Here is a 15,021-nt window from a genome sequence, read left to right as displayed (position 1 = left end):
CGTTATGATGGTTGTTATATGTATAAAATGCTGTTGTATTAGCTTGTCTATACATTTGGCAGGTGGATAAAAAGTTGTCAAATATATTGGTTGTAAATGTTAACTAGTCGTTATTTTTGGATAAAAAATGGTCGGGCTGAAAACAGACCGACCATTCAGAAAATGGGGTTTACGGGGATGTTGTTACGCTGCGCTACCCTGGACCAAAGGTGCCAGCGCGGCAGGCAGGCTCTTACCCAGTTCCTGTACCAGCGAATCACGGCTGATTTCGCTAATCGACTTCGCACCGGTCAGGGTCATCGCCACCTTCATCTCTTTCTCGATCAGGTTCAGCAGATTCGCCACACCGGCCTGGCCGTGAGTCGCCAGCGCGTACAGATAAGCACGCCCCAGCAGCACGCTATCCGCGCCCAGCGCTATCATGCGTACAACGTCCAGACCATTGCGGATCCCGCTATCAGCCAGAATGGTGATATCGCCTTTCACCGCATCGGCAATGGCGGGCAGCGCACGAGCTGAAGACAGCACGCCATCTAACTGACGGCCACCGTGGTTAGAGACAACGATGCCATCTGCGCCAAAGCGTACGGCGTCGCGGGCATCTTCAGGATCGAGGATCCCTTTGATCACCATCGGACCATCCCAGAATTCGCGGATCCATTCGAGGTCTTTCCAGGAAATCGACGGATCGAAGTTATTCGCCAGCCAGCCGATGTAATCTTCAAGGCCAGTGGGTTTGCCCAGATAAGTCGAAATATTGCCTAAATCATGCGGGCGACCGTTCAGACCAACGTCCCATGCCCACTGTGGATGAGTGACTGCTTGCCAGTAGCGACGCAGTGCCGCATTTGGGCCGCTCATACCGGAATGGGCATCACGGTAGCGTGCGCCAGGCGTTGGCATATCGACGGTAAAGACCAGCGTGGAGCAACCCGCCGCTTTGGCGCGCTCCAGTGCGTTACGCATAAAACCGCGATCGCGCAGAACATACAGCTGGAACCACATTGGACGCTTGATGGTCGGGGCGACTTCTTCAATCGGACATACGGACACTGTGGAAAGCGTAAACGGAATGCCTTTGGCATCAGCGGCGGCGGCGGCCTGAACCTCGCCCCGGCGTGCGTACATGCCGCACAAGCCGACAGGCGCGAGGGCTACCGGCATGGAGAGCGTTTCGTTGAACAGCTTTGTTTCCAGGCTCAGGTCGGACATATTCTTCAGTACGCGCTGGCGCAGCGCCACCTCTGACAGGTCTGCCACGTTACGGCGCAAGGTGTGCTCGGCATACGCCCCGCCGTCAATATAGTGGAACAAGAAGGGGGGCAGGATGCGCTGGGCTGCGGCGCGATAGTCGCTGGCTGCTGAAATAATCATGTGTTGTTCTCCCTGCTATTCTCACCAGGATCACCGGGCAGGCGAGTAATACGCGCCTGCCGGGCCTGATCTTCGTCAAATCGTTTAATTGTGGTGTGGACAAAACTGAGGTGCGCCATCATGGCCTTACGCGCCCCGTCGGCATCCCCGGCAACAATGGCGTCCAGCACGGCCTGATGCTGCGCCGTCAGTTGAGAAAATACCGGCGGTACCAGGTACATACGTTGGCGGCTCTGTTTTACCGAAGACTGCAGGACGTCGAAGAAACCGCGCATGGTCTGCAACAGCACCACGTTGTGTGAGGCTTCCGCAATGGCGAGATGAAAGCGAACGTCAGCCTGCGAGGCGAGATCCGGATCTTCGCTTTGCGTGGCCTCGAAACAGAGCCTGATTTTCTCTTTATCCGCGGCGGTGGCCCGCATGGCTGCGTGCCAGGCGGTACTGGCTTCGATGGCGTGGCGGGCCTCCAGAATATCGAAACTGTAATCAGGATCGTCCGCCAGCAGGGTTTTCAGCGGCTGAACGATGTTTTGTTCAGACCAGGCCTCATGCTGCCAGCGGATAAACGTCCCGCCGCCACGACGGCTAATCAGTACGCCTTCACTGACCAGCTTTGCTAACGCCTCGCGCAGCGAGTTACGCGATACGCCGAGCTGTACGGCCAGTTGGCGCTCAGCGGGCAACTTCATGCCCGCCTCCAGCTGTTGTTCTTCAATCAGCGCCCGCACACGAGATGCGACTTCGTCTGACAGGCGTCTGGGCATCACTATCATGGAATCATCCAGGTTAAGACATAGGCCTGCAGCGTGGTAATCACACCCACCATGCAGGTGAAAATCAGGCTGTGTTTCACGGTAAAGCGGAACAGGTCAGACTCTTTCCCCACTAATCCCACTGCCGCACAGGCGATAGCGATAGATTGCGGCGAGATCATCTTGCCGGTCACGCCGCCGGTGGTATTTGCCGCCACCATCAGCACATCCGAAACGCCGATTTGCTGAGCAGCCGTAGCCTGCAGGGCGGCAAACAGTGCGTTTGATGAGGTGTCGGACCCGGTCAAAAATACCCCCAGCCAGCCGAGGAACGGTGAGAAGAAGGTAAACGCGCTGCCGGTGTGTGCCAGGGCCAACGCCAGGGTTGATGAAAGCCCGGAGTAGTTTGAGATAAACGCGAATGCCAGCACCATTCCGATGGAGTAAATAGGTAATGCCAGATCTTTCAGCGTGCTGCCAAAAGTCTGCAGCGCTGCGGACGGCTTCATCTTCAACCAGACGATAGACAGCAGGGCGGCAAACAAAATCGCGGTACCGGTTGCGGAGAACCAGTCAAATTTATATACCGCCGCGTAGGCTGTGGCTTCGTGTACGACCGGCGGCATACGGGCAACCAGCTTATCGAGGTACGGAACCGGAATATTGACCACCCAGTGGTACATCGCGCCGCCTGGCGCAAACAGCGCTTTAAACGGCGGTACGCTCCACAGCGTGACGGTGGCGGTCAGGAACAGGAACGGAGACCAGGCGCGGACCACCTGTCCAGCGGTATAGTGGGTGCGAGCCAGCGTCTGATCGACCTGTGAAGCGCCCATATCGCCAAAGCGGAAGATGCGTACCGGCTGCCAGCGTTTCAGGAACAGCGTCAGGCAGACCAGCGAAACCAGAGACGAGATAATGTCCGGCAGTTCCGGCCCGATAAAGTTAGAGCTGAGGTACTGCGCGATAGCAAACGAGCCGCCAGCGACCATCACCGCAGGCCAGGTCTCTTTTACGCCACGCCAGCCATCCATAATCGCCATAATCCAGAACAACACGATAATGGTCAGGAACGGTAACTGACGGCCCACCATCTGACCAATCTCGAAGCTATCCAGCCCGGTAACCTGACCGGCAACCAGAATCGGAATACCCATTGCGCCAAAAGCGACCGGAGCGGTGTTTACGATCAGACACAAACCTGCCGCGTACAGAGGATTAAAGCCCAGACCAACCAGCAGTGCGGCGGTAATCGCTACCGGAGCGCCAAATCCTGCCGCCCCTTCGAGGAATGCGCCAAAGGAGAAACCGACAATCAGCATTTGCAGACGTTGGTCCGGGGTAATCGAGAGTATTGAGGAGCGGATGATGTCGAACTGCCCGGTTTTCACCGAGATTTTATAGACGAATACCGCGGCGATAATGATCCAGGCAATTGGCCACAAACCATAGAAGAAGCCGTACACCACGGAAGCCAGAGCGTGATCGACCGGCATTTTGTAAAACAGCAGGGCGACCGTCAGAGCGATCACCACCGTCCATGACGCCGCAACATAGCCTTTCAGCTTGAGCTTAATCAGGGCGAAGAAAAAGAACAGGATAGGGAGCGATGCGATCAGACTGGAAAGCCAGATGTTACCGGCCGGGTCGTAGTTCTGTTGCCAGAGATTCATTGCAGGTCTCCTGGGGGCCGCCGACATAATGGAATGAGTCTGTGCTCATCTCCTGGTCACATTATGTGTAAAAGTGGCCCTGCCAATATTGTTGTGTAGGGGTAATGACAATGAATGGTTAATCAAATGTTATTTGTTGGCAACGGTATTGTACGCACATTTTAATGAAATGTGAGGTGCTGGTAGGATCTGGCTGAAATTGGTAGGGCCAATTGCGAGGGGAAGGGAAGGACCGGGCAAGCGAATGTTGCCCGGTGGGAGATCAGAACTCGCTCTTCGCGAAGCCCGTCATCTCTTTCAGGCCCATTTCACGGCCAAGCTCGGTCATCGGGTGAACGACGATCAGGCCGCGCACGCTCTTCTTCAGCTTGCCCATGTCGGCCTGTTCTTTTTTGGTGATAGCACGACGGAAAGGAAGTTTCGCCAGCTTTTGCGCTTCTTTGCTCAGCTTCTGGCCGTGGACGTCACGCAGACGCGCGATCTCGGTTTCCAGCGTTTCTTTCTCTTGCTCCAGCTCGGCATATTTGTCGGCGGCTTCAACCAGGGACAGGTCTGCCTGCTGGTGGCGGATAGCGTCCAGACGATCGCTCAGGCGTTTAATTTCGTTTTTTTCGACTTCTTTCATAGGATAGCTTCTGATAAAAATAGGATGAATATCCTATAGTATGCGCGCAGAGCGGGATTATTCACAACTAATCGAAGATAAATAATCAAATGTTGCAAGTATTATTCAGCTAATGAAAATACTACTATTTTGATTAATAAGGAATTTTAAGTGATAAGGTCGACCGTGGTGCTTTTTATTGGCGGGTTCATAGTGAAGCACGTTTTCCTCAATATAATCGCCCAACCGATCCTAAACTTAAATGAGCAACCGCGCAGGCTGAGCGCGGTTAATACATGGAGGAGGGAAGATTATGGCGAAAATAGGTGAGAACGTTTCGGCCCTTATTGATAAGACGGTCGATTTTATGGCTTCAAGCCAGGCTTTTCGCGAATATCTGAATAAAACACCACCGCGCAACGTTGTCCCTACTGAAATACCGCAGGAGAATGCGCAGCTGTATCTGCAACGTCTGGCGTATTATCGGCAGCTGTATCGACCGCAGCAGGAAGAGAAGTAAGCCTGCAGGGTCTTATTTTTGAAAGGCTTTTTTTAAGCTGATTTTAGAAATCAGCTCGGTCAGGGAAAGTACCATCGTGGAGCGTACCATCTGCTGGTAGCGCTGAATCTGCATTGCGTGCAAACCTGAGTCTGAGGTATCAAACTGCGGTGGCGGCGGGAGTGCCGTCACGCAGTGGAGTTCGCCAAACGGGCCAAGAATTTCGTCGTCGGTGAACGCGTATTCATTACCGTCATGGTTTAACTCTTCCCGCAGCGCCATCAGAAGCTCCGCATCTTCATATTCTGGCCGGCTGAGTACGCCCAGACCGTAAATTAGCTTCAGACGAACGGAAAGATCGCCCAGCGGACCGTCGCCGTCGAGCAGGGGTTCTACGGCATATTTTACCGCATAGTCGTCTTTGCGAAATACCTGAAGCACAAGGATATTCACCGCTTCGGTGAGCAGTTCTACGGCGGTGATGAGGAAGCTGCGTACGGTTTTGCCAGCATTCAGACGCTCAAGCACACGATTTTCAAAGGCCTGCGTTTGTTCCATTATTGCCTGCATATCTGACAATCTGTCATTTGGGCGCAGGCTGACCTGCGCCACATTCTCTATCATTTGGTCGCGTTATATGCGTTAACCGCCTCCGCCACCACATCACTGTTGGCATCCAGACCGGAAACCTGTGCCAGCGCGGCCTGTGGACCTTTTTCGTCAATCAGCGCGGCCAGTTCCTGGGCCTGCGGATCTTCTTCACTGCGATAGTGCATCGCTGCAGCAATACCGGTGACCAGATTCGCGTGCGGCAGGCCATACTCCAGCGTGCCCAGCAGCGGTTTAATCAGACGGTCGCCCGCGCTCAGTTTACGCAGCGGCTGACGACCCACGCGCTCAACGTCATCTTTCAGATACGGGTTTTCAAAGCGACCGAGGATTTTCTGAATGTATGCCGCATGTTTTGCTGCATCAAAGCCATAGCGTTTGATCAGTACCGCGCCGCTCTCTTCCATCGCACCTTTTACCACTGCACGGATTTTCTCGTCGAGAATCGCGTCACGGATGGTCTGATGACCGGTCAATTTTCCGAGGTACGCGGTTATAGCATGCCCGGTGTTCAGCGTGAAGAGTTTACGTTCGACAAATGCCATCAGGTTATCAGTTAATTCCATTCCCGTGATGTCAGGCAGTTCGCCTTTGAACTGTGTTTTGTCGACAATCCACTCACTGAAGGTTTCGACGGTGACTTCCAGCGGATCGTTGGTCGCAGAAGCCGAAGGGGGAACAATGCGGTCCACGGCGGAATCGACGAAGCCAACATGTTCTTCAACCCAGGATTTGTCTTCATCTGCCAGCGCGTTCATAACGTGGCCTTTCAACTGGGTGGTTCCGCGCACCATGTTTTCACAGGCGATAATATTCAGCGGAGTGGCGATGCCCTGCGCCTTGCGTTTAACCAGCCCTTTGGCGATGGCCGGAGCGATACGCTCAAGCACGACCGGGCCGACGGCGGTAGTGACTAAATCTACCTGGGCAATCAGGTCGACAACATCATCGCCGATGCTGCTCACGGCGTTGACGCCGGAAACGGTATCAACCTGCTCGTTTTCACCCACCACATGAACCTGATAGCTATGACGGGCATTCAGGGCATCGAGCACGACCTGGTTTACATCCGCGAACGTCAGTTGTATCCCCGCGTCCGCCAGCAGTTTGCCGATAAAGCCACGACCGATATTACCTGCGCCAAAATGTAATGCTTTCATAGTATTAACCTTCATTAATGTTTTTACCCAAGAGGGCTGGGGTGAGGCGTTTCCCTCAACCTAACCCTCTCCACAAGGGAGAGGATATCGCCTTCATATTTCGAACTGCAGATGCTTTGGCTCTCCTCGCTCACCCCAGTCACGTACTTATGTACGCTCCTGGGGATTCGCTGCGTTGCCGCCTTTCTGCAGCTCGAACTATTTTGGAGATACTTAATGGTTAAGCTTTTTTACCTGCCAGCAGTTCCAGAACTTCATCCACGCTGGTGGTATGGGCCAGACGTTCGATCACGGATTCGTCATCCAGAGCGTTGGTCAGGCTGGTGATCACCTGGATATGTTCATTGTTACGTGCGGCGATACCAATGACCAGGCGGGCAATGTCGTCTTCTTCTTCACCGAAGCGCACGCCTTCCGGGTACTGGCAGAACACCACGCCGGTTTTCAGCACGCGGTCTTTGGCTTCAACCGTACCGTGCGGCACTGCGATGGACTCACCGAGGTAAGTCGGGGTCAGTTTTTCGCGGTCCAGCATCGCCTCGACGTATTCTGGCTCAACGTAGCCGCCTTTCACCAGTTGCTCACCGGCAAAGCGAATCGCTTCTTCTTTGTTAGTGGCTTTACGGCCGAGGAAGATATTCTCCGCACCCAGTTTGAACAGGTGGGTATCACCCTCTTCGAAGCTGTCTTTCAGGTGATCGCGGACTTTCTCTTCGTTCACGTTGTGGCGCTGTGCTGCAACCAGACGTTCGGTCAGGCTGGAGTACAGGGCGCTGTCGAGGAAGTTGGTCAGCGAAATGTGTTGTGCCTGAGGCACCTGGCGCATCGCACGTTCGGTCAGGTCACGGTGAGTAATGACCAGATCGACATCCGGCGGCAGATTGTTAATCGCGCTGTTGGTGACGGAAATCTGAGACAGACCGGCATCCTGCACTTTCTTGCGCAGTACGCCCGCACCCATGGCGCTGGAGCCCATACCCGCATCGCAGGCAACGATGATTTTACGCACATGGCTCAGGTCGTTAGTCACGTCGCCAGCCGCCAGCGGAGATGCACCTTTGGATTCCGCTTTCATGTCGTGCATACGACGAGTAGCGGCATCAATGTCATCATCTTCTTTCACTTTGCTGGTTTTCAGCAGAATGGCTGAGACGACAAAGGAGACAGCCATTGCGGCACAGATAGCAGCGATGTTCGCGAAGTAAGCACCCTTCGGCGTCATTGCCAGCACGGCCAGGATAGAACCCGGAGAAGCCGGAGAAACCAGGCCGCCGTTCAGGATAGTCAGGGTAAATACGCCAGTCATACCGCCGAGGATAACGGCCAGGATCAGACGCGGGTTCATCAGCACGTACGGGAAGTAAATTTCGTGGATACCACCCAGGAAGTGGATGATAGCCGCGCCGCCTGCGGACTGCTTAGCACTGCCGCGACCGAAGAACATGTATGCCAGCAGAACGCCCATACCCGGACCCGGGTTAGCTTCAATCAGGAAGAAGATGGATTTGCCCATCTCATGGGACTGCTGAATACCCAGCGGTGAGAAAATACCGTGGTTGATGGCGTTGTTGAGGAACAGGATTTTCGCCGGTTCAACGAAGATAGACGCCAGTGGCAGCATGTCATGGACAACCATGAAGTTAACGCCTGCCGCCAGGATTTTGGACAGTGCTTCAACCAATGGGCCAATGCCAAGGAATGCCAGAATGGCGAGGATCATCCCGATGATGCCTGCGGAGAAGTTATTCACCAGCATCTCAAAACCGGACTTGATCTTACCGTCTACCCAGTTGTCGAAATGTTTGATAGCCCAGCCGCCCAGCGGACCTGCGATCATCGCGCCGAGGAACATTGGCATATCGGCACCGACGATAACGCCCATGGTGGTGATAGCACCCACCACGCCGCCACGCTCGCCGCCAACCAGCTTACCACCGGTATAACCGATCAGCAGCGGCAGCAGATAGGTGATCATTGGGCCGACAAGCTTCGCCAGCGTTTCGTTCGGCAACCACCCCGTCGGAATGAATAATGCGGTGATAATACCCCACGCGATAAACGCGCCGATATTTGGCATCACCATGTTACTGAGGAATCGACCAAAGCTTTGCACTTTGATCTTAATATCGGATGACATAAAAACACCCCTTCTTATGTTTGCTATCGCGCAGGCTTAAAGCCCGAGGTTTGTTAATGTAGCGGCAGGAGGTAGCCGGACCCTGTAGATACTGCGAAATCTGGCACTGAATCGTTCAACTGTCCAGTCGACGGCTTTTTGTGTGACGTTTGTCACGTAAATATAGGGTGTGTGGCGTTAGTTAATGTGATTTTCATCACAAAATATCGGTGCAAAAAAACATCACAGGTCAAGAATTGGCTAAAAATGGGCGTTAAGTGTGAAGTTGTTCACGTTTTTGCTTTGGCTGTTTGTTGGGTATTTGTGATCTACTTCGCAATAAATATTTGTCTGGATTTCTCCTGGTGTGATCTGGAGCGGATTCTGTTTCATCACCTATTTCTTGCAACTACCCCGCAAGCCATCAACCTGAAAATTTATACCCTGGTGGTATGGCGGAAATGACTAACTGCAATTATGTTCAAATTACCAGCCATGACTCCTTTCGGCTGCCTGCAATTGAAAGCTCTGATTAGCGTGAATACGAGGCGGGTATGTTTCTAAACTATTTCGCGTTAGGTGTGCTGATCTTCGTTTTTCTGGTTCTGTTTTACGGAATCATCGCTATCCATGATATTCCCTATAACATGGCTAAGAAGCGCAACCATCCCCATGCCGATGCCATCCATACGGCGGGTTGGGTGAGCTTATTTACGCTGCATGTTATTTGGCCCTTCCTGTGGATCTGGGCCACGCTCTATCAGCCAGAACGAGGCTGGGGAATGCAGTCACACATCACGCCGTCCGGGAAGGAACCTGACCCTGAAATTGCCGCGCTGGCCGTGCGCATCACCCAGTTGGAAAATAGACTGGATGGGGAGAAAAAAAACGATAACTCCACCTTTCCGGAGATTTGATCATGGACTTGTTGATTGTCCTGACCTATGTGGCATTCGCCTGGGCCATTTTTAAAATATTCCGTATTCCGGTAAATCAATGGACGCTTGCTACCGCCGCATTAGGTGGGGTGTTTATTGTGGCGGGACTCATTTTATTAATGAACTATAACCACCCGTATACCTTTACGGCGCAAAAGGCGGTTATTTCAATTCCTGTTACCCCACAGGTCACCGGAATTGTTAGTGAGGTGACAGATAAAAATAATCAGCTGATTAAAAAAGGCGAGGTGTTATTTAAACTCGATCCCGTTCGTTATCAGGCGCGGGTCGACAGGCTGCAGGCCGACCTGGTGACCGCTACGCACAACATCGACAATATGAAAGCGCAGCTGTCTGAAGCCGTAGCCAATACCACCCGCGTTTCCGCTGAACGAGATCGCCTGTATAAAGATTATCAACGCTATTTGAAGGGTAGTCAGGCGAAGGTTAATCCATTCTCTGAAAGCGACATCGACAATGCCCGGCAAAACTACCTGGCGCAGGATGCGCTGGTCAAAGGCTCCGTTGCCGAACAGACGCAGATTCAGAGCCAGTTAGACAGTATGGTCAATGGAGAGCAATCTCAGGTTGCGTCTCTGCGCGCCCAGCTCGCTGAAGCCAAATACAATCTTGAACAGACTATCGTACGTGCGCCCAGCAACGGTTATGTAACGCAGGTGCTTATCCGGCCCGGGACCTATGCCGCCGCGCTGCCTCTGCGCCCGGTGATGGTATTTATTCCGGAACAAAAACGGCAAATCGTGGCGCAATTCCGCCAGAATTCGTTGCTGCGCCTTAAACCGGGTGATGAAGCGGAAGTGGTCTTCAACGCGCTGCCAGGCCAGGTATTCTCCGGCAAGCTCACCAGCATTCTGCCGGTTGTTCCGGGCGGTTCTTATCAGGCGCAGGGAGCATTACAGTCCTTAACGGTGGTGCCGGGTACCGATGGCGTGCTGGCCACGATTGAGCTGGCTCCCAATGCCGATGTGGATGCGTTGCCGGACGGTATCTATGCCCAGGTGGCGGTCTATTCCGACCATTTCGCTCACGTTTCAGTGATGCGTAAAGTGCTGCTGCGCATGACCAGCTGGATGCATTACCTTTATTTGGATCATTGAGACCGTCATCACCTGCCATTTGCACTGACCTGAGCCATACTGATATTTTTGTTGGCAAAAAGGACCCGGCATGAAACTCATTGGCAGCTATACCAGCCCTTTTGTGCGTAAAATTTCTATTCTGTTACTGGAAAAGGGCATCACCTTCGAATTTGTGAATGAACTCCCCTATAACGCAGATAACGGCGTGGCACGCTATAACCCGTTAGGAAAAGTGCCCGCGTTGGTTACCGATGAGGGCGAGTACTGGTTTGACTCTCCGATCATCGCGGAATACATAGAACTGCTGGATATTGCGCCAGCGATGCTGCCGCGTGAACCACTGGCGGCGCTGAAGGTACGCCAGTTGGAAGCGCTGGCCGATGGCATTATGGATGCCGGTTTAGTCTCGGTACGCGAACAGGCTCGCCCCGCCGCGCAGCAGTCAGAAACCGAACTGTTACGCCAGCGAGAGAAGATTACCCGTAGTCTGGATATGCTGGAAGGTTATCTGGCGGAGGGTACGCTGAAAACGGATACGGTTAACCTGGCAACCATTGCGATTGCCTGTGCCGTCGGTTATCTCAATTTCCGTCGGGTTGCGCCCGGCTGGTGTGTTGATCGCCCGCGTCTGGTCAAACTGGTGGAAACGCTCTTTCAACGCGAAAGTTTTGCCCGTACGGAACCGCCAAAGGCTTGATACACATTATACTCGCCTGAGCAAAGTCACGGTACAATCCTTCCAATATCGATATCCCTCTCCACGGTGGAGAGGGCCACCAACAGCCAGGCCCTTTCATGACAACCGACATGCGTTCACTCTACAGCCAGCTTCCTGCTATCGATCGTTTATTGCGCGATAGCGCCTTCCCAGCTTTACGTGAGTCTCACGGTCATACCCGGGTGGTTGACCTGCTGCGTCACATGCTCGACGAAGCCAGAGAAGCTATTCGCGACACGCACGCGCTCCCGGCATGGTGTGAGGACTGGGCGCAAGAGGCCTGCGCCCGGCTGGAACGAGAATCGCAAAGTGCGCTGCGTCCGGTGATTAACCTGACCGGAACGGTGCTGCATACCAATCTTGGTCGCGCATCGCAGGCCGAAGAAGCGATCGAGGCGGTAGTGCAGGTGATGCGCACGCCGGTGACGCTGGAATACAGCCTGGATGATGCCGGGCGTGGACATCGGGATCGGGCCCTGGCGGATTTACTCTGCCGTCTGACGGGGGCGGAAGACGCCTGTATCGTCAATAACAATGCGGCAGCAGTTTTGCTGATGCTGGCGGCCACAGCTAACGGCAAAGAGGTGGTCGTATCACGCGGAGAACTGGTAGAAATTGGCGGCGCGTTTCGTATTCCTGACGTGATGTGTCAGGCCGGATGTATTCTGCGCGAAGTGGGTACCACCAACCGGACCCACACGAAAGATTATCGTCAGGCGGTAAATGAAAATACCGGTCTGCTGATGAAAGTGCATACCAGTAATTACAGCATCGAAGGCTTTACGAAGTCGGTGGATGAGGCAGAGCTGGCCACTATCGGCAAGGAGCTGGATGTTCCGGTAGTGGCGGATCTCGGCAGCGGCTCGCTGGTCGATCTCAGCCAGTATGGATTACCGCAGGAGCCGATGCCGCAACAGCTGATTGCCGCTGGCGTCAGCCTGGTGAGCTTCTCTGGCGATAAATTACTGGGAGGGCCGCAGGCAGGGATTATTGTCGGTAAAAAAGAGATGATCGCGCGCTTACAGAGCCATCCGCTGAAACGTGCATTACGGGCTGATAAAATGACGCTGGCTGCGCTGGAAGCGACGCTGCGGCTCTACCTGCACCCGGAAGCGCTGGCAGCGAAGTTGCCGACGTTACGCCAGCTCACCCGCTCGCAGGAGGCTGTCCACGCGCAGGCACAACAATTACAGGCACGGCTTGCTGATCATTACGGCGACGAATTCGCCCTGAACGTTATGCCTTGTTTATCGCAGATAGGCAGCGGTTCGCTACCTGTTGATAGGCTGCCCAGCGCGGCATTAACCTTTACGCCACATGACGGGCGCGGTAGCCGCCTCGAAGCACTGGCCGCCCGTTGGCGTGCGCTGCCTGTGCCGATCATTGGGCGAATTTATGATGGTCGCTTATGGCTGGATCTGCGCTGCCTTGAGGACGAGACCCGGTTTATGGAGATGATGCTGAAATGATTATTGCAACCGCCGGACACGTTGACCACGGAAAAACAACGTTATTACAGGCGATTACCGGCGTGAATGCCGACCGTTTGCCGGAAGAAAAAAAGCGCGGCATGACCATCGATCTCGGTTATGCCTACTGGCCGCAGCCGGACGGAAGGATTCTGGGATTTATCGATGTTCCCGGACACGAAAAGTTTTTGTCCAACATGCTGGCGGGTGTCGGCGGGATCGACCATGCGCTGCTGGTGGTGGCGTGTGATGACGGCGTGATGGCGCAAACGCGTGAGCATTTGCAAATTCTGCAACTGACGGGCAATCCGCAGATCACCGTGGCGCTCACGAAAGCCGATCGCGTGGATGACGATCGCATCAACGCGGTACGTACTGAGGTGCATACTGCGCTTGAGAACTATGGATTCGCCGATGCGGTTCTGTTTGTGACGGCTGCCAGTGAAGGTCGTGGAATCGAAGAACTGCGCGATCATTTACAGCAATTAACGTCGCGCGAGCATGCCCGAGATTGCAGCTTTCGCCTGGCGATTGACCGTGCCTTTACGGTCAAAGGCGCGGGTCTGGTGGTGACCGGGACGGCGCTTAGCGGTGAAGTGACTGTTGGTGACACGCTGTGGCTCACGGGCGTCAACAAACCGATGCGCGTACGTAGCTTGCATGCGCAAAATCAGGCCACCGATCGCGCGCAGGCGGGGCAACGTATTGCGCTGAATATTGCTGGTGATACACAAAAAGAAGAGCTTAACCGCGGCGACTGGCTGCTCTCCGATGCACCGCCAGAGGCGTTTACCCGCGTGATCGTCTCTTTAGAGCATGCCGCGCCGCTGATGCAGTGGCAACCGCTGCATATTCACCACGCGGCCAGCCACGTCACCGGGAGAATCTCGCTGCTTGAAGGGACGCTGGCGGAACTGGTGTTTGATACACCGCTCTGGCTCGCCGATAACGACCGTCTGGTGCTACGCGATATTTCGGCCCGCACGACGCTGGCTGGCGCGCGCGTGGTAACGCTCAATCCGCCGCGTCGCGGGAAGCGTAAGCCGGAATATTTGCAGTGGCTGGCAGCACTGGAGAAGGTGCAGAGTGACGGCGAAGCTCTGGCGCTACATCTGACGCGCGGGGCGGTGAATATTCCTGACTTCGCCTGGGCGCGTCAGCTCAACGGCAACGGTATGCGTCCGTTGATTGAGCTGCATGGCTTTATTCAGGCGGGATACAGTCTGTTGAATGCTGCCGTTGCAGCGCGCTGGCAGCGGAAAGTCCTTGATACGCTGGCGACGTACCACGAGCAGCACCGTGATGAACCAGGACCTGGGCGAGAACGCCTGCGCCGTATGGCTTTGCCGATGGAAGACGAAGCGTTGGTCCTGCTGCTGATTGAAAAGATGCGTGAGAGCGGCGCCATCCATAGCCATCATGGCTGGCTGCATTTGCCGGATCATAAGGCCGGTTTCAGCGAAGAGCAGCAGGCTATCTGGCAAAAAGCAGAACCGCTTTTTGGCGATGAGCCGTGGTGGGTGCGTGATTTGGCAAAACAGACGGGCACAGATGAGCAGATGATGCGTGTGGCGTTACGACAAGCAGCGCAGCAAGGCATCATCACCGCGATCGTCAAAGATCGCTATTACCGTAACGATCGGATTGTGGCCTTTGCCAATATGATCCGCGAACTGGATCAGGAGAAAGGATCGACCTGTGCTGCCGATTTCCGCGACAGGCTTAACGTTGGACGCAAATTGGCTATCCAGATTCTGGAATATTTTGACCGCATTGGTTTTACGCGTCGCCGGGGAAATGATCATTTATTACGCGATGCTTTGCTGTTTCCCGAAAAGTAATGAAACAATTAATTCAGGAATTAAATGAATTAATACAAAATAAATATTGATTGAAATAAGCACATTAGATTATGAACCTAATGTGCTTTTTAATTGTGGGTGTTATTAAAATAACAACCACGATCATATTTTGTTGGATATTTCACTCGTATGCTTCCTGACTCTTTA

At 54.0% G+C, this 15,021-nt stretch carries 13 protein-coding genes; 6 read left to right on the top strand and 7 right to left on the bottom strand.

All coding sequences use genetic code 11. The features are described 5' to 3' along the window. Positions 1–183 precede the first annotated feature (183 nt). The 4 genes from lldD to OGV65_RS12825 form a co-directional block, all read right to left on the bottom strand. Positions 184–1,374 (bottom strand): FMN-dependent L-lactate dehydrogenase LldD, encoded by a 1,191-nt coding sequence (lldD, locus tag OGV65_RS12840; protein ID WP_016154962.1) that lies wholly within the window; start codon positions 1,372–1,374, stop codon positions 184–186. Then, positions 1,371–2,147 (bottom strand): transcriptional regulator LldR, encoded by a 777-nt coding sequence (gene lldR, locus OGV65_RS12835; RefSeq protein WP_003024170.1) that lies wholly within the window; start codon positions 2,145–2,147, stop codon positions 1,371–1,373. Before lldR ends, lldD begins: the two co-directional genes overlap by 4 nt. Then, on the bottom strand, positions 2,144–3,799 hold the full coding sequence (lldP, locus tag OGV65_RS12830) for an L-lactate permease (protein WP_016154960.1): 1,656 nt from the start codon (positions 3,797–3,799) through the stop codon (positions 2,144–2,146). Before lldP ends, lldR begins: the two co-directional genes overlap by 4 nt. Positions 3,800–4,061: 262 nt before the next feature. After that, positions 4,062–4,424: a YibL family ribosome-associated protein gene (locus OGV65_RS12825; protein WP_016154959.1), complete on the bottom strand. Its 363-nt coding sequence runs from the start codon at positions 4,422–4,424 to the stop codon at positions 4,062–4,064. 292 nt (positions 4,425–4,716) lie between these two features. Here OGV65_RS12825 and OGV65_RS12820 point away from each other — a divergent pair, with 292 nt between their 5' ends. Further along, positions 4,717–4,923 (top strand): hypothetical protein, encoded by a 207-nt coding sequence (locus tag OGV65_RS12820; RefSeq protein ID WP_016154958.1) that lies wholly within the window; start codon positions 4,717–4,719, stop codon positions 4,921–4,923. Positions 4,924–4,935: 12 nt separating this feature from the next. On the opposite strand, the gene mtlR is transcribed toward OGV65_RS12820, so the two are convergent. The 3 genes from mtlR to mtlA form a co-directional block, all read right to left on the bottom strand. Beyond that, a complete protein-coding gene (gene mtlR, locus OGV65_RS12815; protein WP_005120486.1) occupies positions 4,936–5,526 on the bottom strand; it encodes a mannitol operon repressor MtlR in 591 nt (196 codons plus the stop codon). Further along, positions 5,523–6,671, bottom strand: a complete 1,149-nt coding sequence (gene mtlD / locus OGV65_RS12810) for a mannitol-1-phosphate 5-dehydrogenase (RefSeq protein WP_286455024.1) — start codon at positions 6,669–6,671, stop codon at positions 5,523–5,525. Before mtlD ends, mtlR begins: the two co-directional genes overlap by 4 nt. A gap of 220 nt (positions 6,672–6,891) precedes the next feature. After that, on the bottom strand, positions 6,892–8,808 hold the full coding sequence (gene mtlA / locus OGV65_RS12805) for a PTS mannitol transporter subunit IICBA (protein WP_047501314.1): 1,917 nt from the start codon (positions 8,806–8,808) through the stop codon (positions 6,892–6,894). Between the two features lie 533 nt (positions 8,809–9,341). Here mtlA and OGV65_RS12800 point away from each other — a divergent pair. From OGV65_RS12800 to selB, 5 genes are all read left to right on the top strand, one after another. Continuing rightward, positions 9,342–9,704, top strand: a complete 363-nt coding sequence (locus tag OGV65_RS12800; RefSeq protein ID WP_200051988.1) for a DUF3302 domain-containing protein — start codon at positions 9,342–9,344, stop codon at positions 9,702–9,704. 2 nt (positions 9,705–9,706) lie between these two features. Further along, positions 9,707–10,843 (top strand): HlyD family secretion protein, encoded by a 1,137-nt coding sequence (locus OGV65_RS12795; RefSeq protein ID WP_016157740.1) that lies wholly within the window; start codon positions 9,707–9,709, stop codon positions 10,841–10,843. Positions 10,844–10,913: 70 nt separating this feature from the next. Next, positions 10,914–11,522 carry a glutathione S-transferase gene (locus OGV65_RS12790; RefSeq protein WP_047501319.1) on the top strand — a complete coding sequence of 203 codons (609 nt, stop codon included), beginning with the start codon at positions 10,914–10,916 and terminating at the stop codon, positions 11,520–11,522. A gap of 98 nt (positions 11,523–11,620) precedes the next feature. Further along, positions 11,621–13,012, top strand: coding sequence for an L-seryl-tRNA(Sec) selenium transferase (gene selA / locus OGV65_RS12785; protein ID WP_103767000.1), 1,392 nt, complete (start codon positions 11,621–11,623; stop codon positions 13,010–13,012). Then, on the top strand, positions 13,009–14,853 hold the full coding sequence (gene selB, locus OGV65_RS12780; protein ID WP_286455021.1) for a selenocysteine-specific translation elongation factor: 1,845 nt from the start codon (positions 13,009–13,011) through the stop codon (positions 14,851–14,853). Before selA ends, selB begins: the two co-directional genes overlap by 4 nt. Positions 14,854–15,021 lie beyond the last annotated feature (168 nt).

The organism is Citrobacter sp. Cb004, from assembly GCF_030337065.1.
GTDB classification, from domain to species: domain Bacteria; phylum Pseudomonadota; class Gammaproteobacteria; order Enterobacterales; family Enterobacteriaceae; genus Citrobacter; species Citrobacter braakii.
Note: the sequence above shows the minus strand (reverse complement) of the source record. Positions and strands in the feature narration are given on the sequence as shown.